The organism is Mycobacterium sp. MOTT36Y, from assembly GCF_000262165.1.
Classification (GTDB): Bacteria; Actinomycetota; Actinomycetes; order Mycobacteriales; family Mycobacteriaceae; genus Mycobacterium; species Mycobacterium intracellulare.
Window position 1 is genome coordinate 4,462,864 of sequence record NC_017904.1, and the last position, 25,522, is coordinate 4,488,385.

Genomic DNA, 25,522 nt, shown 5'->3' on the forward strand with positions numbered 1-25,522 from the left:
GTGCGGGCGGATTCGCCTAGTCGCTGGGATCGGGCAACACACGCAGGTGCCCGCGGCGCCTTCCGGACCGATGCTCCGGCGGGGCGAGCACGCTGCTGCTGGGCGCGGTGGCCTGGGTGCCGCCGTGATGGAGGTGCGGGTCGGCGAAGCCGTTCACGGGCGTTGGGGCGCCGCCGTACGGCGCGCCGCGATCCCCCGAACCTCCTTCGCGGACGGCGTCGGCCAGGGCGACCAGGTCGTCCTCGTCGGGGTGGGTGGGCAGGGGGCCGGCATGGCGCACCAGCTCCCATCCGCGGGGGGCGGTGATGCGGCCGGCGTGGTTGACGCACAGATCCCAGGAGTGCGGTTCCCGAGCGGTCGCCAGCGGGCCGACGACTGCCGTCGAGTCCGAATAGACGAACGTTAGGGTCGCCACGGCGTAGTGCGGGCACCCGGGCCGGCAACAGCGACGGGGAACGTTCACGCTCGAAAGGCTATCGTGCGCAAACGCCGCCGAAGCGCCGGACACGCGCAACCGGACGGCCGCCGATGTCCAACCGTTACCATCGGCCCAATGAGTGAATCCCGCGGCGATTCGCGCAGCTCCCCGCAAAGAGATCGGTTTTCGGACGGATCGGCTCCGCGCCGGCCCGCCGGCCATCGACGGTTCCGCCGGGGTCGCGAGATGCGCGGGGCGCTGCTGCCCCCCAGCGTGCCGGGGTGGCGCAGCCGCGCCGAGCGGTTCGACATGGCGGTGCTGGAGGCCTACGAGCCCATCGAGCGGAGCTGGCACGACCGGCTGGCCGACCTCGACGTGGCGGTCGATGAGATTCCGCGGATCGCGGCCAAGGATCCCGACAGCGTGCAGTGGCCGGCCGAGGTGATCGCCGACGGGCCGATCCCCCTCGCCCGGTTGATCCCGGCCGGTGTCGACATCCGCGGCAACTCCACGCGGGCGCGAATTGTCCTGTTCCGCAAGCCAATTGAGCGACGGGCGAAGGACACCATCGAACTCGGCGACTTGCTGCACGAAATCCTGGTGGCCCAGGTCGCCATCTATCTCGACGTTGAGCCATCGGTCATCGATCCGACGATCGACGACGAATAACGACGGTGCGCGGCTTTTAGATGATGCCGCGCTTGAGGCGGCGGCGCTCGCGTTCGGAGAGACCGCCCCAGATCCCGAAGCGCTCATCATGCTCGAGGGCGTACTCGAGGCACTCGTGGCGCACCTCGCAACCCAGGCAGATCTTCTTGGCCTCGCGGGTGGAACCACCCTTTTCCGGGAAGAAGGCCTCGGGGTCGGTCTGGGCGCACAGCGCCCGGTCCTGCCACTGGTCGGCGACGGGCGCCGGCAACGGCTCGGGCTCGAATGCGCCTGGCGCATCAGGAACCACGGTCAAATGCGGCCGGGCGGGTCGGGCCGGCGCCGAGTCGATCGGGGTGTGCGGCGTGCTCGCCATTGCGCCTCGAAAAGTTTCGTAAGACATACGGTCGTCCGCCTCCTCAGCTTGATTGAGAAAGAGTGATTGATTTCCCACTGTTCTGATGTACAGACAATTCGAACAAGTGATCGAATCTCGGTCTGCGACACCGGAGTCGGCCGGCCAACCGGGAAATGACACTGATGTGATTAGACACGGGTTGATCTGCCGGGTCAAGCACTTCGGCGCATTTCCATACCATCTCGTGATCGAATTTCGGCGTTTCTGTTGCTTTGGGCCGTCGGCGTGTTGATCACATAGCTCACAACTTCCCCACAAGTCGTGGGGAGCCCCGACTTTGAGGCAGGCCCGACGGGCCCACCACCGCACGCTCGTCGGGCAGTACTGTCGTGCTGTGTGAGGCTCAAGTGAAGGTCACCGTCCTGGTCGGTGGGGTTGGCGGCGCCCGCTTCCTGCTGGGGATTCAACAGTTGTTCGGGCTGGGTCAGTTTCACACGCAAGGGCGCCCAGACACGAAAGCCGGCAGTCACGAGCTGACGGCGATCGTCAACGTTGGCGATGACGCCTGGATCCACGGACTGCGAGTCTGCCCCGATTTGGACACCTGCATGTACACCTTAGGTGGAGGTGTCGACCCGGAGCGAGGGTGGGGGCACCGCGACGAAACCTGGCACGCCAAAGAGGAATTGGCGCGCTACGGGGTGCAGCCGGACTGGTTCGGACTCGGCGACCGCGACCTGGGCACCCACCTGGTGCGCACCCAGATGCTCAACGCCGGCTACCCGCTGTCGCAGATCACCACGGCGCTGTGCGACCGCTGGCAACCGGGCGCGCGGCTGCTGCCCGTCACCGACGACCGCTGCGAGACGCACGTGGTGATAACCGATCCCGACGACGGCGGCCGGCGGGCCATCCACTTCCAGGAATGGTGGGTGCGCTACCGCGCCCAGGTGCCCACCCACAGCTTCGCGTTCGTCGGCGCCGAAAAGGCAGCGGCCACAACCGAAGCCACAGCGGCCATCGCCGAGGCGGACGTCATCCTGCTGGCCCCGTCGAATCCGGTGGTGAGCGTCGGCGCCATCCTGGCGGTCCCCGGCGTTCGCGGCGCGCTGCGGGCGGCGAAGGCCCCGGTCGTCGGCTACTCGCCGATCATCGGTGGAAAGCCGTTGCGCGGCATGGCCGATGCCTGCCTGTCGGTGATCGGCGTCGAGTCCACCGCCGAGGCCGTCGGCCGCCACTACGGCGCGCGTCGGGGCACCGGCATCCTGGATGGCTGGCTGGTGAGTGAAGGCGACGGCGCCGACATCGAGGGCGTCGCGGTGCGCTCGGTGCCGCTGGTGATGACCGACCCCGAGGCGACCGCCGAGATGGTCCGCGCCGGGCTGGAGCTGGCGGGGGTGGCGTTTTGACCCCCTCCCCCGGCGAGCACGGCACCGCCGCCGCGATCGAGATCCTGCCCGTCGCCGGGCTGCCCGAATTCCGGCCGGGCGACGATCTGGGCGCGGCCGTCGCCGCGGCCGCGCCGTGGCTGCGCGACGGCGACGTCGTGGTGGTCACCAGCAAGGCGGTGTCCAAATGTGAGGGCCGGCTGGTGCCGGCGCCCCGCGACCCGGAGGAGCGCGATCGGCTGCGGCGCAAGCTGGTCGACGACGAGGCCGTTCGGGTGCTGGCCCGCAAGGGCAAGACCTTGATCACCGAGAGCCGGATCGGGCTGGTGCAGGCCGCCGCGGGCGTGGACGGCTCCAACGTCGGGCGCGACGAGTTGGCCCTGCTGCCCGTCGACCCGGACGGCAGCGCCGCCACGCTGCGCGCCGCGCTGCGCGAGCGGCTCGGCGTCGAGGTCGCCGTCGTCATCACCGACACCATGGGCCGCGCCTGGCGCAACGGCCAGACCGACGCGGCGGTGGGCGCCGCGGGACTGGCTGTGCTGCACGGCTATTCGGGGGCGCTCGACCAGCACGGCAACGAGTTGCTGGTCACCGAGGTCGCGATCGCCGACGAGATCGCCGCGGCCGCCGACCTGGTCAAGGGCAAACTGACCGCGATGCCGGTGGCGGTGGTGCGCGGATTGTCCGTGACCGACGACGGCTCGACGGCACGGGACTTGTTGCGGCCCGGCACCGAAGACCTGTTCTGGCTCGGCACGGCCGAGGCGATCGACCTGGGCCGCCGCGAGGCGCAGCTGCTGCGCCGATCGGTGCGCCGGTTCAGCGCCGAGCCGGTCCCGGCCGATCTGGTGGAGGCGGCCGTCGCCGAGGCCCTCACCGCGCCGGCCCCCCACCACACCCGCCCGGTGCGGTTCGTCTGGCTGCAGCACCCGGGCACCCGGGCCCGGCTGCTGGACCGCATGAAGGACAAGTGGCGCGCCGACCTCGCCGGCGACGGCAGGCCCGCCGACGCCATCGAGCGCCGGGTGGCGCGCGGCCAGATCCTCTACGACGCGCCCGAAGTCGTCATCCCGATCCTGGTTCCCGACGGCGCCCACTCCTATCCGGACGCCGCCCGCACCGACGCCGAGCACACCATGTTCACCGTGGCCGTCGGGGCGGCCGTGCAGGCCCTGCTGGTCGCGCTGGCGGTGCGCGGGCTGGGCAGCTGCTGGATCGGGTCGACGATCTTCGCCGCCGACCTGGTGCGCGCCGAGCTCGACCTGCCCGCCGACTGGGAGCCGTTGGGCGCCATCGCCATCGGCTACGCCGCCGAGCCCGCCGGCCCGCGCGACGCCGCGGATCCCGGGGACCTGCTGATCCGCAAGTGAGCCGTCGTTTTTCCGAGATACTAAGCCCATGAACTTCGCGGGCAAGGCGGCGGCCTCGGCCGACAAGGTCCGCGGCGGCTACTACACCCCGGCGCCGGTGGCGCGCTTTTTGGCCCGCTGGGTTCGCGAGGCCGGCCCCAAGATCCTCGAACCCTCCTGCGGTGACGGCGCGATCCTGCGCGAGCTGGCCGCGCTCAGCGACCGCGCCCAAGGCGTCGAGCTGATCGCGCGCGAGGCGGCCAAGGCCCGCCGGTTCGCGCCCGTCGACACCGACAGCCTGTTCACCTGGATGGCCCGCGCCGCCGAAGCCGGCGCCGGCGGCTGGGACGGGGTCGCCGGCAATCCGCCCTACATCCGGTTCGGCAACTGGGCGTCGCAGCACCGCGACCCGGCCCTGGAGCTGATGCGCCGCGCGGGGCTGCGCCCGACCAGGCTGACCAACGCGTGGGTGCCGTTCGTCGTGGCCGCCGCACTGCTGGTGCGCGACGGCGGGCGGGTGGGCCTGGTGCTGCCGGCCGAGCTGCTGCAGGTCTCCTACGCCGCGCCGCTGCGCGACTTTCTGGTGAGCCGATTCCGCGACATCACGCTGCTGACCTTCCAGCGCCTGGTGTTCGACGGCATCCTGCAAGAGGTCGTGCTGTTCTGCGGCATAAGGGACACGGTCGGGTCCGGCCCCGCCCGCATCCGGACCGTGCACCTGCCAAACGCCGACGCGCTGGCGCGGGCGGACCTCGAGGCCGGCTGGGCGCCCGCGCTGCTGCACGAAAACGAGAAGTGGACCAAGTACTTTCTGGACCCCGCCGCGATCCGGCTGCTGCGCGCGCTCAAGGGCTCCGGCGCCCTGCTCCCGCTCGGGTCCGTCGCCGAGGTCGACGTCGGCATCGTGACCGGGCGCAACGCGTTCTTCACCCTGACCGACGCCCAGGCGGCGGAGCTGGGTTTGCGGCCGCACTGCGTCCCGCTGGTCTCGCGCAGCGCCCAGTTGTCCGGGCTGGTCTACGACACCGATTGCCGGGCAAGCGATCTCGCGGCCGGGCACCGCGGCTGGCTGCTCAACGCGCCACGCGAGCCGGCCGATCCCGCGTTGATCGCCCACATCCTCGCCGGGGAAGCCGCCGGCGTGCACCGCGGCTACAAGTGCTCGATCCGCACGCCCTGGTGGCGGACGCCGTCGCTGTGGGCGCCGGATCTGTTCCTGCTGCGCCAGATTCACCGGGCGCCGCGGCTGACCGTCAACGGCGTGGGCGCGGTGAGTACCGACACCGTGCATCGGGTGCGCCTGTCCGGTGAGGACCCCGCCGACCCAGCGGCGCTGGCCGCGGTGTTCCACAACAGCGTGACGTTCGCCTTCGCCGAGATCATGGGCCGCAGCTACGGCGGGGGCGTGCTGGAGCTCGAACCCCGCGAGGCCGAGCAGCTGCCCATCCCCGCGCCGGCACACGCCGATCCCGACCTCGCCGTCGATGTGGACCTGCTGTTGAAGGCGGGCGAGATCGACAAGGCGCTCGACCTCGTCGACCGTCGCGTGCTGATCGACGGGCTGGGACTGCCGGCCGAGGCGGTGGCGGACTGCCGCCGGGCGTGGGCATCGCTGGCCGATCGCAGGAAACGGCGGCGCACCCGGTGAGCCTGCGGGAGTCGGTGATCGCGACCCTGTCCGGCTGGGAACCCCCCGACGCGGGCCAGGATTCGTTGCGGCACGCCGTCTTGGCGTTCGTCGCGGCCCGCGACGACGCGTGCCGCCGCGAGTGTGTGCCGGGGCATGTCACCGCCTCGGCGCTGGTGCTCGATGACGCCGGCGACCGGGTGCTGCTGACGTTGCACCGCCGCCTGGGCCGGTGGGTGCAGCTGGGCGGCCATTGCGACGACGACGACGCCGACATCGTCGCCGCGGCGTTGCGCGAGGCCACCGAGGAGTCCGGGGTCGACGGGCTGCGGATCGAGCCCGAATTGGCGGCCGTGCACGTGCACCCGGTGGTGTGCTCGCTGGGCGTGCCGACCCGGCATCTGGATTTGCAGTTCGTGGCGCACGCGCCGGCCGGCGCGCGGATCGCGATCAGCGACGAGTCGGAGGACCTGCGCTGGTGGCCCGCCGACGAGTTGCCGGAGGGCACCGATCACGCGCTGGCGTACCTGGTGTCGCGGGCGCTCGGTCGAGCGCCCGGCTAGCCGCACATTCGCAGCCGAGTGCCCGGCTAGCCGGGCACTCGTCGGGAACGGCCTTCAGACGTCGGACGAGTAGCGGATCCCGCCGTCGGGAATCGAGACACCGGGCCACACCCGGGCGCCGCGCAGCAGTTCGCACCGCGCGCCGATGTCGGCGCCGTCGCCGATCACCCCGTCGCGGATCAGCGCCCGCGGGCCGATGCGCGCGCCGAACCCGATGATCGAGCGCTCGATGACGCTGCCCGCCTCGACCTTGGCCCCGTCGAAGACCACCGCGCCGTCCAGCCGGACGCCGGGCCCGATCTCGGCGCCGCGCCCCACCACGGTCCCGCCGATCAGCACCGCGCCCGGCGACACCGCCGCGCCGTCGTGCACCAGCTGCTCGCCGCGGTGGCCATGCAGGGCGGGAGACGGCGCGATGCCGCGCACCAGATCCGCCGATCCCCGGACGAAGTCTTCCGGGGTGCCCATGTCGCGCCAGTAGCTGGCGTCGACGTAGCCGCAGACCTTGACGCCGGGATCGGAAAGCAGCGCGGGGAACACCTCGCGCTCCACCGAAACCTCACGGCCGCGCGGGATCCGGTCGATCACGCGGCGCGAGAACACGTAGCAGCCGGCGTTGATCTGGTCGGTCGGCGGATCCTGCGTCTTCTCCAGGAAGGCGGTGACCCGGCCGTCCTCGGTGCTCACGCAGCCGAAGGCCCGCGGGTCGCCCACCCGCACCAGGTGCAGGGTGACGTCGGATTCCTGGGCGCGGTGGAAGTCGAGCATCTGGCCCAAATCGGCGCCGGAGAGCACGTCGCCGTTGAACACCATGGCGGTGTCGTGCCGCAGGTGGCCGGCGACATTGGCGATGCCGCCGCCGGTGCCCAGCGGGCTCTCCTCGGTGACGTATTCGATCTGCAGGCCCAGCTTTGAGCCGTCACCGAACTCCGCCTCGAAGACGCCGGCCCGATACGACGTGCTCAAGATGACGTGCTCGATGCCCGCCGCGGCGACCCGCGACAGCAGATGGGTGAGGAACGGCAGTCCGGCCGTGGGCAGCATGGGCTTGGGCGCCGACAGCGTCAGCGGCCGCAGCCGGGTGCCCTTGCCGCCGACCAGGATCACGACGTCGACTTGCGGAGTTCCCACCTCAGTGTCGCCCTTCTACCAGTTTCGCCCGGCCCGACGCGCGCACCGCGCTGCGCACCATCAGGCGGGAACGTACCGCCAACGAGGCGCGCAGCGCCCAGCGCAGCGGCGCGCGCAACCAACCGGCATGCCGGTCGGCCAGAAACATATACGTGCTCTTGTGATGGGCGGCGAGGTGGCTGGCCGGGTCCCCGCCCGTGGAGTGGCCCTTGTGGTGCAGGACTTCCGCCGACGGCACGTAGACGGACAGCCAGCCCGCCTTGCCGAGCCGGTCGCCGAGGTCGACGTCCTCCATATACATGAAGTAGCGCTCGTCGAACCCGCCGATCTGGCCGAACGCCGACCGCCGCACCAGCAGGCACGACCCCGACAGCCAGCCCACCGGGCGCTCGCTGGGCTCCAGCCGCTCCTGGCGGTACGCCGCCGACCACGGGTTGGTTTTCCAGAACGGCCCGACGACCGCGTGCATGCCGCCGCGGATCAGGCTGGGCAGGTGCCGCGCCGACGGATACACCGAGCCGTCGGGATCGCGGACCAGCGGGCCCAGCGCACCGGCGCGCGGCCAGCGCGATGCGGCGTCCAGCAGGGCGTCGATGCTGCCCGGTCCCCACTGCACGTCCGGGTTGGCCACGATCACCCACTCGTCGTCGCGGTCCAGCTGCGCGACGGCGCGATTCACCGCGGTGCCGTAGCCGAGGTTGGCTCCGGTGTGAAACAGCCGCACGTTGGGATAGCGATCGACCGCCGCCTGCGGGGTGCCGTCGGTGGAGCCGTTGTCGGCCAGCAGCACGCACACCTCCCGCTCCGTGGCCAGCGACAGCGAGGCCAGGAAGCGCTCCAGATGCGGGCCCGGCGAGTAGGTCACCGTCACGACCGGCAGCACGTCAGTCACGCGTAGAGGGTAACGGTCGATCGGCCGCGGCCAGGGCCGCGACAAGCGCGGGGCGCCAGGGCCGCAGCGGCCGCAGCCCGGCCGCCGCGGACTGGCCACCCGACAGCGCGGAGTAGGCCGGTCGCGGCGCCGGCCGGGGAAAGCGGTCGGTGCCGACCGGACGCACCCGCGCCGGGTCGGCGCCGCATTCCTCGAAGACGGCGCGGGCCTGCTCGAACCGCGATACCGCTCCCTCGTTGGCGGCGTGCAGGATCGGGCCGGGCACGCGGTCGTCGACGATCTGCAGCAGCGCGGCGGCCAGGTCGCCGACGTAGGTCGGCGAGCCGGTCTGGTCGTCGACCACGTCCACCGGGCCGTCCCCGGCGGCCAGCCGGCGCATGACGGCGACGAAATCCTTGCCGGCGCCGCCGGTGTAGACCCAGGCGGTGCGGACCACGACCGCCTCGGGCAGCGCGGCCAGGACGGCCCGCTCCCCCGCGGCCTTGCTGCGGGCGTACACGCCCTGCGGCGCGGTTTGGTCGCTGGGCTCGTACGGTCGCGGTGCGGCGCCGCCGAAGTCGCCTTCGAAATTGCCACCGAAGACGTAGTCGGTGGAGACGTGGATCAACTGGGCGCCGGCCCGCGCGCAGGCCCGCGCGATGTGCCCGGGACCGGCCTCGTTGACCGCGAAGGCGCCCGCCTCGTCGGTCTCGGCGCCATCGACGTCTGTGTAGGCCGCGCAGTTGATCACCACGTCACCGCGCTGCACGATCCGTTCGGCGGCCGCGGGGTCGGTGATGTCCCACTGCGACGACGAATGCGCCAGGACCTCCCGGCCCTGATCCGCCGCCAGCGAGCTCAAATAGCCGCCCAGCTGCCCACCGGCGCCGGCGATCACGATCCTGCCTGACATGGTTCGAGTTTGGCATGGCCCGGCGAAGCCCAGAAAAGCGCGGGGCCCAAGAAATCGCGGGGTAGCGCGGGCCACGCCGCGATCGGCTACCCGTGAAGCTCGTGTGTCGCAAGTAATGTAGTGGGATGCCTGTGCAACGTGTGGTTCGTGTGATTGCCACCGTGCTGACGCTCGCGGTCGTCGTCGGCACCGGGATCGCGTGGAGCAATGTCCGGTCCTTCGAAGACGGCATCTTTCACATGTCGGCGCCCTCGCTGGGCAAGGGCGGCGACGACGGCGCGATCGACATCCTGTTGGTCGGCCTCGACAGCCGCACCGACGCGCACGGCAACCCGCTGTCCCAAGAGGAACTGGACACGCTGCGGGCCGGCGACGAGGAAGCCACCAACACCGACACGATCATCCTGATCCGGATCCCCAACAACGGGAAGTCGGCAACCGCGATCTCGATCCCGCGCGACTCCTACGTCGCCGCCCCCGGCCTGGGCAAGACGAAGATCAACGGCGTCTACGGCCAGACCCGGGAGGCCAAGCGCGCCAGCCTGGTCCGCGCCGGCGACGCCGCGGCGGACGCGGCCGCCCAGGGCACCGAGGCCGGCCGCGAGGCGCTGATCAAGACCGTCGCCGACCTGACCGGCGTCACCGTCGACCACTACGCCGAGATCGGCCTGCTCGGCTTCTCGCTGATCACCGAGGCCCTCGGCGGCGTCGACGTCTGCCTCAAAGAGCCGGTGTTCGAGCCCCTTTCGGGTGCCGACTTCCCGGCGGGCCCGCAACGGCTCAGCGGCCCCGAAGCCCTCAGCTTCGTGCGCCAGCGCCACGAACTGCCGCGCGGCGACCTGGACCGGGTGGTGCGCCAGCAGGTGGTGATGGCCTCGCTGGCCCACCGGGTCATCTCCGGCAAGACGCTGTCCAGCCCCACCACGGTGCGGCGCCTGGAAGCCGCCGTGCAGCGTTCGGTGGTGATCTCGGCCGGGTGGGACGTGATGGATTTCGTGCAGCAGATGCAGAAGCTGGCCGGCGGCAACGTCGCGTTCGCCACCATCCCGGTGCTCGACGGCGCCGGCTGGAGCGACGACGGCATGCAGAGCGTGGTGCGGGTGGACCCGCACCAGGTGGCCGACTGGGTGAACGGACTCCTGCACGAGCAGGAGGAGGGCAAGACCGAGGAGATCGCCTACACGCCCGCGAAGACCACCGCCAGCGTCGTCAACGACACCGACATCAACGGGCTGGCCGCGGCCGTGTCAGACGTGTTGAGCGCCAAGGGTTTTGCCACGGGCACGGTGGGCAACAACGACGGCGGGCACGTCAAGGCCAGCCAGGTCCGCGCCGCCAAGAGCGACGACATGGGGGCCAAGGAGGTCTCCAAGGAATTGGGTGGGCTGCCGGTGATCGCCGACGCCTCGCTGGCGCCGGGCGCGGTGCGGGTGGTGCTGGCCAACGACTACAGCGGCCCGGGCTCGGGCCTGTCGGGCACCGAGACGATCATGCCCGCGCGGGTGTCCACCGCCGGCGCGGTGGCCACCAACCCCAACGTCCCCCCGCCGTCGCCGATCCTGACCGCCGGCTCCGACAAACCGGAGTGCATAAACTAACGACCCGTGCAGCAACCGAGCACGCTGAGCGGGGCCATCCTCGATCCGATGTTGCGGGCCGACCCGGTCGGCCCGCGGATCACCTACTACGACGACGCGACCGGCGAGCGCATCGAGTTGTCCGGGGTGACGCTGGCCAACTGGGCCGCCAAGACCGGCAACCTGTTGCGCGACGAACTGGGGGCCGGGCCGGCCAGTCGCGTCGCGATCCTGCTGCCCGCGCACTGGCAGACGGCCGCGGTGCTGTTCGGGGTGTGGTGGATCGGCGCCGAGGCGGTGCTGGCGGGGCCGGCCGACCTGGCGCTCTGCACCACCGAGCGCCTTGACGAAGCCGACGACGCGGTGGCCGGGGGCGAGGTCGCGGTGCTGTCGCTGGACGCGTTCGGCCGCCCGGCACCCGACCTGCCGATCGGTGTGACCGACTACGCCACCGCGGTGCGGGTGCACGGCGACCAGATCGTCCCCGAACCGCGCCCGGGGCCCGCGCTGGGTGGCCGCTCGGTCGACGAGGTGCTGGCGGATTGTCAAACATCTGCGGCGGCAAGGGGTTTGACGTCGAGCGACCGCGTGCTGTCCGGTAAGCCGTGGACCGAACCCGCCGAGCTGGTGGACAACCTGCTGGCGATCATGGCCGTCGGCGCCTCGCTGGTGCAGGTGGCCAACGCCGATCCGGACGCGCAGTCGCGCCGCATCGAGACCGAAAAGGTCACCCGGGTGCTCTGAGGCGGGGGGCCACCCTCGCCGACGCGATTCATATTGATATCGCAATATTTCGATGTTAACGTCGAGCGAGCACGGGCTGAACGCGCGGACGACGAGGAAGGTTGCGGCAATGGCGGTGTACGGGCTCTTGGCGAAGGCGGCGGGGACGGTCGTCACCGGGCTGGTCGGCGTGACGGCCTACGAGGTGGTGCGCAAGGCCGTGGCCAAGGCGCCGCTGCACGAGACCGCGGTGAAGGGCGCCGAGCTCGGTCTGCGCGGCACCCGCAGGGCCGAGGAGGCCGCCGAGTCGGCGCGCCTGCGGCTCGCCGACGTCATGGCCGAGGCCCGCGAGCGCATCGGCGAGGAGGCGCCCACACCCTCGATCGCAGAACCCCACGACCACGAGCACTGATCGCCGCTATGGACCTCGCCCTAGTCCCCGACGTTGACGACGAGGTGCGGGCGAAAGACCCCGCGCTGCAGGTGATTTCCGACGCCGCCGGACGCATGCGGGTCGCGGTCGCCTGGGTGCGCGCCGATTCGCGGCGCGCCGTGGCGGTCGAGGAGGCCGTCGCCAAGTGCGAGGGCGTGCGCGTGGTGCACGCCTACCCGCGCACCGGGTCGGTGGTCGTCTGGTATTCGCCGCGGCGCTGCGACCGCTCCTCGGTGCTGGCGGCCATCGGCGACGCGGCGCACGTCGCCGCCGAACTGATCCCGGCGCGCGCGCCGCACTCCACCGAGATCCGCAACGCCGACGTGCTGCGCATGGTGATCGGCGGCGCGGCGCTGGCCCTGCTCGGGATGCGCCGCTACGTGTTCGCTCGGCCGCCGCTGCTCGGCCCCAGCGGCCGGTTGTTCGCCACCGGTGTCACCGTCTTCACCGGCTACCCCTTCCTGCGCGGCGCGCTGCGCTCGCTGCGCTCCGGCAAGGCCGGGACCGACGCGCTGGTCTCCGCGGCGACCGTGGCGAGCCTGGTGCTGCGGGAGAACGTGGTCGCGCTGACCGTGCTGTGGCTGCTCAACATCGGCGAGTACCTGCAGGATCTGACGCTGCGACGGACCCGTCGGGCCATCTCGGAGCTGCTGCGCGGCAACCAGGACACGGCGTGGCTGCGGCTCGACGACGGCCCCACCCCGCGCGAAGTCCAGGTGCCGATCGACACCGTGCAGATCGGCGACGAGGTCGTGGTGCACGACCACGTCGCGATCCCGGTCGACGGCGAGGTGGTCGACGGCGAGGCCGTCGTCAACCAGTCCGCGATCACCGGGGAGAACCTGCCGGTCAGCATCGTGGCCGGCGCGCACGTGCACGCAGGTTCGGTGGTGGTGCGCGGACGCCTGGTGGTGAGGGCCAGCGCGGTCGGCAACCAGACCACCATCGGGCGCATCATCGCCCGGGTCGAAGAGGCGCAACACGACCGGGCGCCGATTCAGACCGTCGGCGAAAACTTCTCCCGCCGTTTCGTTCCCACCTCGTTCATCGTCTCGGCCATCACGCTGGCGATCACCGGTGACGTCCGCCGGGCGATGACGATGCTGCTGATCGCCTGCCCGTGCGCGGTGGGTTTGGCCACCCCGACGGCGATCAGCGCGGCGATCGGCAACGGCGCGCGCCGCGGCATCCTGATCAAGGGCGGTTCGCACCTCGAGCAGGCCGGCCAGGTGGACGCGATCGTGTTCGACAAGACCGGCACGCTCACCGTCGGACGCCCGGTGGTCACCAACATCATTGCGCTGCACAAGGACTGGCAGCCCGAACAGGTGCTGGCCTACGCGGCCAGCTCGGAGATCCACTCGCGGCACCCGCTGGCCGAGGCGGTGATCCGCTCCACCGAGGAACGCCACATCACCATCCCGCCGCACGAGGAGTGCGAGGTGCTGGTCGGGCTGGGCATGCGGACCTGGGCCGACGGCCGGACCCTGCTGCTGGGCAGCCCCGGGCTGCTGCGCTCCGAAAAGGTCAGGGTGTCCAAGAAGGCGTCGGAATGGGTGGACAGGCTGCGCCGCCAGGCCGAGACGCCGCTGCTGCTGGCCGTCGACGGCACGCTGGTGGGTTTGATCAGCCTGCGCGACGAGGTGCGGCCGGAGGCCGCCGACGTGCTGAAGAAGCTGCGCGCCAACGGTATTCGCCGGGTGGTCATGCTCACCGGGGATCACCCGGACATCGCCGAGGTGGTGGCGCGCGAACTCGGGATCGACGAGTGGCACGCCGAGGTGATGCCGGAGGACAAGCTCGCGGCGGTGCGCGAGCTGCAGGACGAGGGCTTCATCGTCGGGATGGTCGGCGACGGCATCAACGACGCGCCCGCGCTCGCGGCCGCCGACATCGGCATCGCGATGGGGCTGGCCGGAACCGACGTCGCCGTGGAGACCGCCGACGTGGCCCTGGCCAACGACGACCTGCATCGCCTGCTCGACGTGCGGGACCTCGGGGCCCGCGCCGTCGACGTCATCCGCGAGAACTACGGCATGTCCATCGCCGTCAACGCCGCCGGGCTGATCATCGGGGCGGGCGGCGCGCTGTCCCCGGTGCTGGCCGCGATCCTGCACAACGCGTCGTCGGTGGCGGTGGTGGCCAACAGCTCCCGGCTGATCAGATACCGGTTGGATGCGCCGCGCAACGGCAGCGGCAACTGACCCGGCTCAGCAGCCGCACTGCTCGCCGCGCCAGGCGCGCACGCCCTGCCACACGGCGACACCGGCGATCGCGAGCCCCACGGCGGGGTCGATCCACCAGGCGCTCGACCACAGCGCCGTCGCCGCGAGGCCGATCAGCACCCCGGCCGCCTGGGCGCCGCACAGGTAGTTCTGAATCCCCTCGGCCTCGGTGGCGCCCGAGCCCAGCCGCGCGCCCAAGCGGTGGTTCGCCCGGCCCAGCACCGGCATGAGCAGCAGGGCCAGGGCGGTCAGGGCGATGCCGATCATCGACGTCTCGGCGCGGTGTTCGCCGACCAGCTCGCGGATGGATTCGGCGGCGATGTACGGGGCGGTGAGCCAGAACGACACCGCGACGCCGCGTTGTGCGCGCCGCTCGGCGCTCGGGGAAAAGGTGCGCGCGCCGCTGAACCGCCACACCACCATCGCGCTGGCCAGCGCCTCCGACGCCCCGCCGAGGGCCCAGCCGGTCAGGGCGATGGAGCCGACCGAGAGCCCCTGCCACAGCCCGACGGCGCCCTCGACGAGCACCACGGCCAGGCTGATCCACGCCAGCCGGCGCGCCCACGCGGCGCCGCGCCGCCAGCCGGCGTCGTGCGCGGCGGTGCATTCCTGCGTCAGGGCGGCCGATGTGGTCATTGGGCCAGGTTAGCGAGCGCGCGGCGGGGCCGGGGTCGCAACACCCGGCCGTGATCGATCTGTGTCGCGCCGCCGGCACGGCGGGGCCCGGCCCGCCGGCCGCCGCCCGGCGTTGGTAGTTATTGTGGCTAACCAGTAGACCCGAAGGGATTTCCGCGATGGCGCGCACCGACGACGACACCTGGGACCTGGCGACCAGCGTGGGCGCGACCGCCACCATGGTGGCCGCGGGACGGGCCCGGGCCACCCGGGACGGCCTGATCGACGACCGGTTCGCCGAGCCGCTGGTCCGCGCGGTGGGCGTCGACTTCATGACCCGGTGGGCGGCCGGTGAACTCGACTCCGCCGACGTCGACGAGCCCGGCGCCCCGTGGGGCATGCAGCGCATGACCGACATGATGGCCGCCCGCACCCGCTACATCGACGCGTTCTTCGCCGAGGCGGGCGCGGCCGGCATCGGTCAGGTGGTCATCCTCGCCTCCGGCCTGGATGCGCGCGCCTACCGGTTGCCCTGGCCCGCGGGCACCACGGTGTTCGAGATCGACCAGCCGCAGGTGCTCGAGTTCAAGGCCGCCACCATCGCCGACCTCGGCGCCGAGCCGACCGCCGAGGTGCGCAACGTCCCGGTCGACCTGCGCCACGACTGGCCGTCGGCGCTGCGCCAGGCCGGCTTCGACGCCGGGCGACCCGCCGCCTGGGCCGCCGAGGGGCTGATCGGCTTCCTGCCGCCGGAAGCCCAGGATCGGTTGCTGGACAACATCACCGAGCTGTCCGCCGACGGCAGCCAGTTGGTGGCCGAGGTGTTCGCGAACACCGGTGTCAGCGGGGACGCGCTGAACGCGGCGAGCGAAAAGTGGCGGCAGGGCGGCCTCGACATCGCGCTGGGCGACCTGGGATTCCCCGGGCCGCGCAACGACGTGGCGACCTACCTGCAGCAGCAGGGCTGGCAGCCGGTGCGCACGCCGCTGAATCAGCTGCTGGCCAACACCGGGCTCCCGCTGCAATCGACCGACCCCGAGGCGCCCTTCGCCCAGAACTACTACTGCACCGCGGTGCGCAACGCGGCGCGTTGAGGAAGGCAGGCACCAGTGCCAAACAGCAAGCCACCCAAGCCACTTGACGGATTCCGGGTGCTCGACTTCACCCAGAACATCGCCGGGCCGATGGCCGGCCAGGTGCTGGCCGACCTGGGGGCCGAGGTCATCAAGGTCGAGGCGCCCGTCGGCGAGGCGGCCCGCCACATCACCGCGGTGCTGCCCGGCCGCCCGCCGCTGGCCACCCTGTTCCTCCCCCACAACCGCGGCAAGAAGTCGGTGATGGCGGACCTGCGCGACGACGAGGCCAAGCAGCAGATCATGCGGCTGGTCGACACCGCAGACGTTGTGCTGGAAGGGTTTCGGCCCGGGGTGATGGAACGCATGGGACTGGGGCCCGACGAGCTGCAATCCCGCAACCCCAAACTCATCTACGCGCGCCTCTCGGCCTACGGCGGCAACGGCCCGGAGGGCAACCGGCCCGGCGTGGACCTGATGGTCGCCGCCGAATCCGGCATGACCACCGGGATGCCCACGCCCAGCGGCAAACCCCAGATCATCCCGTTCCAGCTCGTCGACGCCGCCAGCGGACACGTGCTGGCGCAGGCGGTCCTGGCCGCGCTGCTCAACCGCGAGCGCCACGGCGTGGCCGACGTCGTGCGGGTCGCCATGTACGACGTCGCGGTCAGCCTGCAGGCCAGCCAGCTGACCATCCACCTGAACAAGCCCAACGCGGAACCCAAGCCGTCCGATTCGGCGCCAAAGCCCAAGCGGCGCAAGGGCGTCGGGTTCGCCACCCAGCCGTCGGACGCCTTCAAGGCGGCCGACGGATACCTGGTGATCAGCGCGTACGTGCCCAAGCACTGGGACAAGCTGTGCGAGATCATCGGCCGCCCCGACATGCGCGAGGACGAGCGGTTCATCGACCAGCGCGCCCGGGCGCTCAACTATCCGGAGCTCACCGAGGAACTCGAGAAGGCGCTGGCCGCCAAGACCGCCGACGAATGGGTCCGGCTGCTGCAGGACGGCGGCCTGATGGCCTGCCACGCCTACACCTGGAAGCAGGTGGTCGGCACCGCGCTGTTCGCGGAGAACGAGCTCGCCCTGCCGGTCGGCGAGGGTGAGGACGCGGTCACGGTGATCCGCACCCCGGCACGCTATTCCAGCTTCGAGGCCTCGTCGGCCGGCTGGGCCACCGACCCTCCCCCGGCCCTCGGGCAGCACACCGAGGAGTATCTGGGCGCACCGCAACCCGCGTCGTGAGCCTCAGGGCGTCAGCTTGACCACCCGGTCGTTGCCGCGGTCGGCGATATAGACGCTTCGTTCCTTGTCGACCGCCACCGCCAAGGGCGTGTTGAGCCCGTCGAACGGCAGGACGGTCGGCGTGTTCGAGCCCGCCGGGAACTTCAGCACGTCACTCTTGTCGTGTTCGGTGACGTAGACGGTGCCGCTGTTGTCCACCGCGATGCCCCACGGCACGGAGACGTTCTGAAATGGCAACTCCGCCTGGGTATTCGAATTGGCGTCGAGCTTGACGATCCTGTTGTTGTCGGTGTCGGCGACGTACACGGTGCCCGCGGCGTCGACGGCGACACCGTCGGGATTCTTCAGTCCGTTGAACGGCAACTCGGTCTGGGTCTTGGAGCCCGCCGCCAGCTTCACCACCCTGCTGTTGCCGCGGTCGGCGACGTACACCGCGCCCTGGCTGTCGACCGCGACGCCCTCGGGGTAGCTCAGACCGGAAAACGGCAGCACCTTCTGGTCGTTGGAGCCCGCGGCCAGGCTGACCACCCGGTTGTTGAAATCGGCGACGTACACCGTGCCGGCGCCGTCGACGGCCAGACCCTGCGGCTGGTAGAGCCCGTGGAACGGCAGCACCGTCGTGGCGTTCGAACCGGCCGTCAGCTTCACCACGCGCCCGTACATGCCCTCGCTGGTGACGTAGACGTCGCCGGCGCTGTCCAGCGCCACCCCGCCCGGGGAGAGGCGGAAGTCAATCCCGTTGAAGGGCAACACACTTTGACCGGACGCCTCCTGCGGCGGCCCCGAGGACCGCGTGGACAGGTAACCGGCGACCGCCACGATGAACGCGACGAGGGCGACGAGCGCGATGGCGCCGACGATGATCCACTGCTTTCGCTTGCTGTCGATCGGCACGGCGGGACTCCTGAAGTCCGGCCCGGACCCGTAGGTGTGGCCGAACGTCGTTGGGGCGGGACGGATCAGCGAGGGGTGATGGCCGGAGCGCTCGGACCAGCCGGTGCCGACGGTCCTCGGGGCCACCGGACCGGCCATGGTCTCGGCCGCGGGCCAGGACTGCGGCTCGCGCTCCGGGCGTTGGGCCGACGCCTCCGCACGCTGGACCGCGTCCTCCCCTTCGCGCAGGATCGTGGTCGCCTTGCGCTGCTCGGACGTGGTCAGCGCGTCATGCGCGGCGGCGGCGAATTCGCCCGCGGTGCGATAGCGCTCCTCGGGACGTTTGGCCATGCCCTTGGCGATCACCTGATCCAGGGCGGGCGGAAACGCCCCGGGGCGCAGTTGGCTGGGTGACGGGGGTGCCTTCGTCAGGTGCGCGGCGACCAGCCGTTCGATCGTGTCGGCCCGATACGGCGGCGAGCCGGTCAGGCACTCACTCAAAACGCATGCGAGCGAATAGATGTCGGCGCTGTGGGTGACGGTGTCGTCGGTGAATCGTTCCGGCGCCATGTAGTAATACGTGCCGATCGCGGTCCCGAACTGGGTCAACCCCGGATCGGTTGCGGCCCGGGCGATTCCGAAATCCGCCAGGTACGCGAAGTCGCTGCCGGTGATCAGGATGTTGCCCGGTGTGACGTCGCGGTGCGTCACCCCGACGGCGTGCGCCGCGTCCAGCGCGGCGGCGACCTGGCTGATGATCGCGATCGCCCGCGGCGCGGCCAGCGGCCCGTCGCGGCGCAACAGCGTGCCCAGGTCGACGCCGTCGACGAGGCGCATGTCCACATAGAAACGCCCGTCGATCTCGCCGTAGTCGTGGATCGGCACCACATGCGGTTCGGTCAGCCGTCCGGCGATATCGGCCTCGCGCTGCAGGCGGGCACGGAACTCCGAGTTGCCGGAGAACTGTTGTGAGATCAGTTTCAGGGCCACCATGCGGCGCTTGCGGGTGTCCTCGGCCTCGTACACCTCGCCCATGCCGCCCTGGCGCAGCAGGCGCACCAGCCGGTAGGGCCCGAACCAGGACCCGGCCCGCGAGGCCGGTCCGCTATCGCTCACCGTCGAGTCTCCATGTCACGAAATCGCATTGACCGCGCCCGACAGCTTCGCCGTGAACGAGCTGGGCAGCGGGATGGAACCGTACTGGTCCAGCCCCTCCTGGCCCGGCCCGATCGCGGCCTGCATGAACGCCTTCACCGCCTTGCCCGTCGCCGCGTCCGGATACTTCGAACAGACGATTTCATAGGTCGCCAGCACGATCGGGTACGCGCCGGACTGTGTCGGCTTGTAGAACGACGAGGTGTCCAGCACCAGGTCGTTGCCCTGCCCCTTGAAGGTCGCCCCGGCGATCGTCTTTTCGACGCTGTCCTTGGTGATCGGCACCGCGTCCGGGCCCGCCGACGTGATGATCGACGCCATGTTCAGCTGCTTGCCCACCGCGAACGACCACTCGTTGTAGGTGATCGACCCCTCGGTGTTCTGCAGCAGCGCGGACGTGCCGTTGTTCCCGCTGGCGCCCTGCCCGACGCCGCCGTTGAACACCTCGCTGTCGCCCTTGCCCCAGGCGCCGTCCGACGCGCCGTCGAGGTACTTCTGGAAGTTGGCGGTGGTGCCGGATTTGTCGCTGCGGAAGATGACCGTGATGGGCGTCGACGGCAGGGCCAGGCCCGAGTTGATCGCCTTCAGCGCCGGATCGTCCCACTTGGTGATGGTGCCGTTGAAGATCTTCGCCACGGTGGGCCCGTCCAGTTTCAGCCCGCTCACCCCGGTCAGGTGATAGGTGACCGCGATCGGGCCGAACACCGTGGGCAGATCCCAGGCCTGCGAACCGCACCGCTGCGCCGCCCTGTCGTTTTGACCGGTGGACGGGTCCAGCGGGACATCGGAACCGGCGAGATCCGTTTGGTTGTTCAGGAATTCGGTCACGCCGGCGCCGGAGCCGTTGGCGTCGTAATCAAGCGTGTAACCCGGGCAGGCCCGAACGTAGGCGTAGACGAACTGCTCGATGGCGTTCTGCTGCGCGGTCGAGCCGCTGTCTTTGAGGACCTTCTTACCGCCGCAGTCCACCGACGCCTGCTTGCCGCTCGATCCCGACGACGAGTTGTTGTCGCCGCATCCCGCCAGCGCCAGGGCGACGGCGGCCACCACGCTCACGGCGACGCCAGATCGAGCGAACCTCACGAAACTCCTTCGATCGTCAACAAAAGTTAACCAATCGCGAATATACAAACCCTTGACAAAGAATAAGAGGTTAATGGCCGGTGACCGCGTGCCGGGCGCAGACACGTAGCATCGGTTGTCAATGCGTCGCGAACAACAGTTACCGGCCGCAGTTGCGGCTCCTGTCGCCGAGGGTGGCCAGCTCATGCGGGCCGTCGACCTCACCCTGGGGTTCGGCCCCAAAACGGTCCTCGAGCAGGTCAGCCTCGACTTCCCCGCCCGTTCCGTCACCACCCTGCTGGGGCCGACCGGCTCGGGCAAGACCACCTTCCTGCGCACCCTGAACCGGATGAACGACAAGGTCTCCGGATTCCGGCACAGCGGTGACGTCCTGTTAGGCGGGCGCACCATCTTCGCCGACCGCGACCTGATGGAGTTTCGCCGCAGCGTGGGCATGCTGTTCCAGCGTCCCAACCCGTTCCCGATGTCGATCATGGACAACGTGGTGGCCGGCGTGCGCGCGCACAAAATGGCGCCGCGCAAGCAATTCAAAAGCGTCGCCGAGGCCCGGCTCACCGAGGTCGGCCTGTGGGACGCGGTGAAGGATCGCCTCGGCGATTCGCCGTTCCGGCTCTCCGGTGGCCAGCAGCAGTTGTTGTGCCTGGCCCGCGCGCTCGCGGTCAACCCGGACGTGCTGTTGCTCGACGAGCCCACCTCGTCGCTGGACCCGACCACCACCGAGAAGATCGAGGGACTGATCCGCTCCCTCGCCGACCGGCTGACCGTGATCATGGTCACCCACGATCTCGCGCAGGCCGCCCGTACCGGCGACCGGACCGCCTTCTTTTTCGAGGGCAGGCTGGTCGAGGAGGGGCCGACCAAGCAGTTGTTCCTGTCGCCGCAGCACGAGGAGACCGTCCGCTACTTCGCGCCGTTCCGGCCGGCACAGGGCTCGGATCGGGGTTCCTCGCAGACGGCCGGGGTCGCGGAAAGCGTCTCAGAAAGCCAATAGCGGGAAAGGGTCTCGCCGGGAAGAGGAAGCGGGGACGTGAGGAGTCGTCTGGGTACGCTGCTGGGTCTGGTGGCCATCGCGCCGCCGGTCCTCGGGATCGCGGCGTGCGGTTCGCACGCCGAGACCGCCGGGCGTGGTGCGTCGAGCACCGGCCCGGCCGCCGTCAGCGTCGCCACCGCCCCGGCGACGTCCACGATCGAGCTCTCCGAGACCGGCAGCACGCTGCTCTACCCACTGTTCAGCGAGTGGGGCGCCGCCTACCGCGCCAAGCACCCGAACGTCACCATCACCACCCAGGGCAGCGGCTCGGGCGCGGGGATCTCCCAGGCCGCCGCCGGGGCGGTCGTCATCGGCGCCTCCGACGCCTACCTGTCCGCGGGCGACATGGCCGCGCACAAGGGGCTGATGAACATCGCGCTGGCCATCTCGGCGCAGCAGGTCAACTACAACCTGCCCGGGGTGCATCAGCACCTCAAGCTCAACGGCAAGGTGCTGGCCGGCATGTACCGGGGCACGATCAAGACCTGGAATGACCCGCAGATCGCCGGCATCAACCCCGGCTTGCAGCTCCCCGCGACCCCGGTGGTGCCGCTGCACCGCTCCGACGGGTCCGGCAGCACGTTTCAGTTCACCCAGTACCTGTCCAAGCAGGACCCCGACGGCTGGGGCCGCTCGCCCGGGTTCGGCACCACCGTCTCCTTCCCGGCCGTGCCCGAAGCGCTGGGCGAGAACGGCGACGGCGCCATGGTGACCGGCTGCGCCGCGAACCCGGGCTGTGTGGCCTACACCAGCATCGGTTCGCTCGACGAGGCCGACCAGCACGGCCTCGGCGAGGCAAAGCTGGGCAACGCCTCCGGCAAATACCTGCTGCCCAACGCCAAGAGCATTGGAGCCGCGGCCGCCGGCGTCGCCTCGAAAACCCCGGCGAACCAGGCGATCTCGCTGATCAACGGCCCCGCCACGGATGGGTACCCGATCGTCAACTACGAGTACGCGATCGTTAACGCGGACCAGCGCGACGACGCCACCGCCCAGACGCTGCAGGCGTTCCTGCACTGGGCGATCACCGAGGGCAACGGCCCGTCGTTTCTGGACAAGGTTCACTTCCAGCCGCTGCCGGCCGAGGTGGTGACGCTGTCGGACGCCCAGATCGCCAAGATCGGCGGATGAGCGCAGAAAAGCAAAGGGACGCAAGGGACCTAAAGGAAAGAGAAAGGGAGATGGCCGTGAAAGTTCGTATGAGTAGGTTGCTGGCGATGGCCGCGACCGCGCCCCTGGTTTTCGCCGCCGCTGCGTGTGGTTCGAACTCGCAGACCGGTGCGCCGAGTCAGGGTGGCGGCGGCCCGGTCGCGACGACGCCGGCGTCGTCGCCGGTGACGTTGTCGGAGACGGGCAGCACGCTGCTGTACCCGCTGTTCAACCTGTGGGGCCCCGCCTATCACGACAAGTACAACAACGTCACTATCACCACCCAGGGCACCGGCTCCGGGACCGGGATCTCCCAGGCCGCAGCCGGGGCGGTCGCGATCGGCGCCTCCGACGCCTACCTGTCCGAGGGCGACATGGCCGCGCACAAGGGACTGATGAACATCGCGCTGGCCATTTCCGCGCAGCAGGTCAACTACAACCTGCCCGGTGTCACCGAACACATCAAGCTCAACGGCAAGGTGCTGGCCGGCATGTACAACGGCTCCGTCAAAACCTGGAACGACCCGCAGATCACCGGGCTGAACCCCGGCGTGAATCTGCCTGCCACACCGGTGGTTCCGCTGCACCGCTCCGACGGCTCCGGTGACACCTTCCTGTTCACCCAGTACCTGTCCAAGCAGGACCCCGACGGCTGGGGCAAATCGCCCGGCTTCGGCACCACCGTCGCCTTCCCGACGGTGCCCGGCGCGCTCGGGGAGAACGGCAACGGCGGCATGGTGACCGGCTGCGCGGACACCCCGGGCTGCGTGGCCTACATCGGCATCAGCTTCCTCGACCAAGCCCAGGGCAAGGGGCTCGGCGAGGCGCAGCTGGCCAACGCCTCCGACAAGTACCTGCTGCCCGACGCCAAGAGCATTCAGGCCGCGGCCGCCGGATTCGCCTCGAAAACCCCGGCGAACCAAGCGATCTCGCTGATCAACGGCCCGGCGCCGGACGGCTACCCGATCGTCAACTACGAGTACGCCATCGTCAACAGCGGACAGAAGGACGCCGCCACCGCCCAGACCCTGCAGGCCTTCCTGCACTGGGCGATCAGCGACGGCAACAACGCCTCGTTCCTGGACAAGGTTCACTTCCAGCCGCTGCCGGCCGACGTGGCGAAGCTGTCGGACGCCCAGATCGCCAAGATCAGCGGCCAGTAGGGGTTTGGTGACCGACATCGCGATGGGCGGCGCGCGGGCGCGGATCCGCGGCGCGCGCCGCCCGGGCCTGGCCATCCGTTCCCTGGGTGTGGCGGGCGCGGTGGTTCCGCTGCTCGCGCTCGTGTTCGTGCTCGCGACCCTGCTTCTCGAGGCGCTGCCCGCGATCAGGGTCAACGGGCTGCACTTTTTCACCGCCACCGAGTGGAACCCCGGCAACACCTACGGCGACGCCGTCGTCACCCGCGGCGTCCGCCATCCCGTCGGCGCCTACTACGGGGCGCTACCGCTGATCGTGGGCACCCTCGCGACCTCGGCGATCGCCCTGGTCATCGCGGTGCCGGTGTCGATCGGGGCGGCGCTGGTGATCGTGGAGCGGTTGCCGAAGCGTCTCGCGTCGGCCATCGGGATGGTGCTCGAATTGCTCGCCGGCATCCCCAGCGTCATCGTCGGCCTTTGGGGCGCAATGACATTCGGTCCGTTCATCGCCCACTACGTGGCCCCGGCGATCGCCCGCAACGCGCCCGACGTGCCGGTGCTCAGCTACTTGCGCGGCAACACCGGTAACGGGGAGGGCCTGTTGGTGTCCGGGCTGGTGCTGGCGGTGATGGTCATTCCCATCATCGCCAGCACCACCCGCGACCTGATCCGTCAGGTGCCGGTGCTGCCCCGCGAGGGCGCGGTCGCGCTGGGGATGACCGACTGGGAGTGCGCGCGGCGGGTCACCCTGCCGTGGGTGTCGAGCGGCATCGTCGGCGCGGTGGTGCTCGGGCTCGGTCGCGCGCTGGGAGAGACGATGGCCGTCGCCATGGTGTCGGGTGCAGTGTTGGGCGCGATACCCGCCAACATCTACGCGACGATGACCACCATCGCGGCCACCGTTGTGTCGCAGCTGGATTCGGCGATGACGGACTTCACCGACTTCGCCGTGAAGACCCTCGCCGAGGTGTCCCTGGTGTTGATGGTGATCACGTTGCTCACGAACGTCGCGGCCCGCGCGATGGTGCGCCGGGTGTCGGGCACGGCGCTGCCGGTGGGACGGGGTGTCTGAGATGGTCGGTACCCGACGCAAAATCGTCAACGCGCTGTTCTGGATCGGCTGCGTGTGCTGCCTGGCGGTGGTGGTCGTGCCGACGCTGTGGATGCTGGTCGAGGTCGTCGGGCGCGCCCTGCCGGTCTTCAAATGGAGCGTGCTCACCGAGAACACCCGCGGCAACGGCGGCGGGCTGCGCAACGCCATCATCGGCACCGTGGTCATCGGCGTCGGCGTCATGCTGGTCGGGGGCACCGTCAGCGTGCTGACCGGGATCTATCTCTCCGAATTCGCCGGCGGCAGAACGCGTTCCATCCTGCGCGGCGCCTACGAGATCCTGTCCGGCATCCCGTCGATCGTGCTCGGCTACGTCGGCTACCTGGCCCTGGTGGTGAAATTCCACTGGGGCTTCTCCCTGGCGGCCGGGGTGCTGACGCTCTCGGCGATGAGCATTCCCTACATCGCCAAGGCCACCGAGTCCGCGCTGGCGCAGGTGCCCACGGCCTACCGGGAGGGGGCCGAAGCGCTCGGGTTGCCGCTCGGCTGGACCCTGCGCAAGATCGTGCTCAAGTCGGCGATCCCCGGCATCGTCACCGGGTTACTGGTGGCGCTCGCGCTGGCGGTGGGCGAGACGGCGCCGATGCTGTACACGGCGGGCTGGTCGAACTCGGCCCCGACCGGCAAGCTCACCGACTCACCGGTCGGCTACCTGACCTACCCGATTTGGACGTTCTACAACCTGCCGTCGAAGGCGGCCCGCGACCTGTCCTACGACGCCGCGTTCCTGCTGATCGTGTTCGTGTTCCTGCTGATCATCCTCGGGCGGCTGATCACCTGGTTCGCGCGGCGGCACTCGGAATCCGGGTAGCCCGATTCGGTTGC

24 protein-coding genes are annotated in these 25,522 nt (G+C 70.4%); 16 read left to right on the forward strand and 8 right to left on the reverse strand.

The genetic code is table 11. From position 1 onward, the window contains the following. Positions 1-16: 16 nt before the first annotated feature. Positions 17-463: a DUF3499 domain-containing protein gene (locus W7S_RS20295; protein WP_193375011.1), complete on the reverse strand. Its 447-nt coding sequence runs from the start codon at positions 461-463 to the stop codon at positions 17-19. A gap of 201 nt (positions 464-664) precedes the next feature. Between W7S_RS20295 and W7S_RS20300 the strand changes: the two genes are divergently transcribed. Further along, the gene (locus tag W7S_RS20300) at positions 665-1,087 is read left to right on the forward strand and encodes a metallopeptidase family protein (protein ID WP_009955382.1); all 423 of its coding nucleotides are present in this window, start codon (positions 665-667) and stop codon (positions 1,085-1,087) included. Positions 1,088-1,103: 16 nt separating this feature from the next. Here W7S_RS20300 and W7S_RS20305 read toward each other — a convergent pair whose 3' ends face one another. Beyond that, positions 1,104-1,442, reverse strand: a complete 339-nt coding sequence (locus W7S_RS20305) for a WhiB family transcriptional regulator (RefSeq protein ID WP_014380966.1) — start codon at positions 1,440-1,442, stop codon at positions 1,104-1,106. A gap of 389 nt (positions 1,443-1,831) precedes the next feature. On the opposite strand from W7S_RS20305, the gene cofD reads away from it, so the two are divergent. Genes cofD through W7S_RS20325 form a run of 4 tightly spaced genes read left to right on the forward strand, consistent with a single transcriptional unit; the run spans position 1,832 to position 6,351 of the window. Further along, the gene (gene cofD, locus W7S_RS20310; RefSeq protein ID WP_014385678.1) at positions 1,832-2,833 is read left to right on the forward strand and encodes a 2-phospho-L-lactate transferase; all 1,002 of its coding nucleotides are present in this window, start codon (positions 1,832-1,834) and stop codon (positions 2,831-2,833) included. Beyond that, the gene (locus tag W7S_RS20315) at positions 2,830-4,182 is read left to right on the forward strand and encodes a coenzyme F420-0:L-glutamate ligase (protein ID WP_014712270.1); all 1,353 of its coding nucleotides are present in this window, start codon (positions 2,830-2,832) and stop codon (positions 4,180-4,182) included. The genes cofD and W7S_RS20315 overlap by 4 nt, the downstream gene beginning before the upstream one ends. Positions 4,183-4,210: 28 nt before the next feature. Then, a complete protein-coding gene (locus W7S_RS20320; protein WP_014712271.1) occupies positions 4,211-5,809 on the forward strand; it encodes a class I SAM-dependent methyltransferase in 1,599 nt (532 codons plus the stop codon). Further along, positions 5,806-6,351 carry an NUDIX hydrolase gene (locus W7S_RS20325; RefSeq protein WP_014385681.1) on the forward strand — a complete coding sequence of 182 codons (546 nt, stop codon included), beginning with the start codon at positions 5,806-5,808 and terminating at the stop codon, positions 6,349-6,351. The genes W7S_RS20320 and W7S_RS20325 overlap by 4 nt, the downstream gene beginning before the upstream one ends. A gap of 54 nt (positions 6,352-6,405) precedes the next feature. Here W7S_RS20325 and W7S_RS20330 read toward each other — a convergent pair whose 3' ends face one another. The 3 genes from W7S_RS20330 to rfbD are packed head-to-tail and all read right to left on the reverse strand — an operon-like array spanning position 6,406 to position 9,266. Further along, the gene (locus W7S_RS20330) at positions 6,406-7,482 is read right to left on the reverse strand and encodes a sugar phosphate nucleotidyltransferase (protein ID WP_008259820.1); all 1,077 of its coding nucleotides are present in this window, start codon (positions 7,480-7,482) and stop codon (positions 6,406-6,408) included. A gap of 1 nt (position 7,483) precedes the next feature. Then, positions 7,484-8,374, reverse strand: a complete 891-nt coding sequence (locus W7S_RS20335; protein WP_008259824.1) for a glycosyltransferase family 2 protein — start codon at positions 8,372-8,374, stop codon at positions 7,484-7,486. Beyond that, positions 8,367-9,266: a dTDP-4-dehydrorhamnose reductase gene (gene rfbD, locus W7S_RS20340; protein ID WP_036429461.1), complete on the reverse strand. Its 900-nt coding sequence runs from the start codon at positions 9,264-9,266 to the stop codon at positions 8,367-8,369. Before rfbD ends, W7S_RS20335 begins: the two co-directional genes overlap by 8 nt. A 125-nt stretch (positions 9,267-9,391) precedes the next feature. On the opposite strand from rfbD, the gene W7S_RS20345 reads away from it, so the two are divergent. The 4 genes from W7S_RS20345 (at position 9,392) to ctpC (ending at position 14,203) form a co-directional block, all read left to right on the forward strand. Continuing rightward, positions 9,392-10,864: an LCP family protein gene (locus W7S_RS20345; protein WP_036389908.1), complete on the forward strand. Its 1,473-nt coding sequence runs from the start codon at positions 9,392-9,394 to the stop codon at positions 10,862-10,864. A gap of 6 nt (positions 10,865-10,870) precedes the next feature. Next, positions 10,871-11,587 carry a TIGR03089 family protein gene (locus tag W7S_RS20350; protein ID WP_014383192.1) on the forward strand — a complete coding sequence of 239 codons (717 nt, stop codon included), beginning with the start codon at positions 10,871-10,873 and terminating at the stop codon, positions 11,585-11,587. Positions 11,588-11,696: 109 nt separating this feature from the next. Then, entirely contained in the window at positions 11,697-11,978 is a 282-nt protein-coding gene (locus tag W7S_RS20355; RefSeq protein ID WP_008259830.1) for a DUF1490 family protein, read from the forward strand. Positions 11,979-11,986: 8 nt separating this feature from the next. Further along, on the forward strand, positions 11,987-14,203 hold the full coding sequence (gene ctpC / locus W7S_RS20360) for a manganese-exporting P-type ATPase CtpC (RefSeq protein WP_014383193.1): 2,217 nt from the start codon (positions 11,987-11,989) through the stop codon (positions 14,201-14,203). Positions 14,204-14,209: 6 nt separating this feature from the next. Here the strand turns inward: ctpC and W7S_RS20365 are convergent, their stop codons facing one another. After that, on the reverse strand, positions 14,210-14,860 hold the full coding sequence (locus W7S_RS20365) for a cation transporter (RefSeq protein ID WP_014385684.1): 651 nt from the start codon (positions 14,858-14,860) through the stop codon (positions 14,210-14,212). Between the two features lie 158 nt (positions 14,861-15,018). On the opposite strand from W7S_RS20365, the gene W7S_RS20370 reads away from it, so the two are divergent. Continuing rightward, complete coding sequence (locus W7S_RS20370) at positions 15,019-15,933, forward strand: class I SAM-dependent methyltransferase (protein WP_014712273.1); 915 nt, start codon at positions 15,019-15,021, stop codon at positions 15,931-15,933. 15 nt (positions 15,934-15,948) lie between these two features. After that, positions 15,949-17,157, forward strand: a complete 1,209-nt coding sequence (locus tag W7S_RS20375; protein WP_008259842.1) for a CaiB/BaiF CoA-transferase family protein — start codon at positions 15,949-15,951, stop codon at positions 17,155-17,157. A 3-nt stretch (positions 17,158-17,160) separates the two neighbouring features. Here W7S_RS20375 and W7S_RS20380 read toward each other — a convergent pair whose 3' ends face one another. Together W7S_RS20380 and pstS (W7S_RS20385) are read right to left on the reverse strand one after the other, a co-directional pair. Then, complete coding sequence (locus W7S_RS20380) at positions 17,161-19,146, reverse strand: serine/threonine-protein kinase PknD (RefSeq protein WP_008259849.1); 1,986 nt, start codon at positions 19,144-19,146, stop codon at positions 17,161-17,163. Between the two features lie 15 nt (positions 19,147-19,161). Beyond that, positions 19,162-20,268, reverse strand: coding sequence for a phosphate ABC transporter substrate-binding protein PstS (pstS, locus tag W7S_RS20385; RefSeq protein WP_008259858.1), 1,107 nt, complete (start codon positions 20,266-20,268; stop codon positions 19,162-19,164). A gap of 184 nt (positions 20,269-20,452) precedes the next feature. On the opposite strand from pstS (W7S_RS20385), the gene W7S_RS20390 reads away from it, so the two are divergent. Genes W7S_RS20390 through pstA form a run of 5 tightly spaced genes read left to right on the forward strand, consistent with a single transcriptional unit; the run spans position 20,453 to position 25,508 of the window. Further along, a complete protein-coding gene (locus tag W7S_RS20390; protein ID WP_008259860.1) occupies positions 20,453-21,259 on the forward strand; it encodes an ATP-binding cassette domain-containing protein in 807 nt (268 codons plus the stop codon). Positions 21,260-21,295: 36 nt separating this feature from the next. After that, positions 21,296-22,429 (forward strand): phosphate ABC transporter substrate-binding protein PstS, encoded by a 1,134-nt coding sequence (gene pstS, locus W7S_RS20395; RefSeq protein WP_014712274.1) that lies wholly within the window; start codon positions 21,296-21,298, stop codon positions 22,427-22,429. Between the two features lie 50 nt (positions 22,430-22,479). Further along, positions 22,480-23,610: a phosphate ABC transporter substrate-binding protein PstS gene (gene pstS, locus W7S_RS20400; RefSeq protein WP_020823406.1), complete on the forward strand. Its 1,131-nt coding sequence runs from the start codon at positions 22,480-22,482 to the stop codon at positions 23,608-23,610. A 22-nt stretch (positions 23,611-23,632) separates the two neighbouring features. Further along, on the forward strand, positions 23,633-24,658 hold the full coding sequence (gene pstC / locus W7S_RS20405; RefSeq protein ID WP_050989424.1) for a phosphate ABC transporter permease subunit PstC: 1,026 nt from the start codon (positions 23,633-23,635) through the stop codon (positions 24,656-24,658). 1 nt (position 24,659) lies between these two features. After that, positions 24,660-25,508: a phosphate ABC transporter permease PstA gene (gene pstA / locus W7S_RS20410; RefSeq protein WP_008259864.1), complete on the forward strand. Its 849-nt coding sequence runs from the start codon at positions 24,660-24,662 to the stop codon at positions 25,506-25,508. Positions 25,509-25,522: the final 14 nt, after the last annotated feature.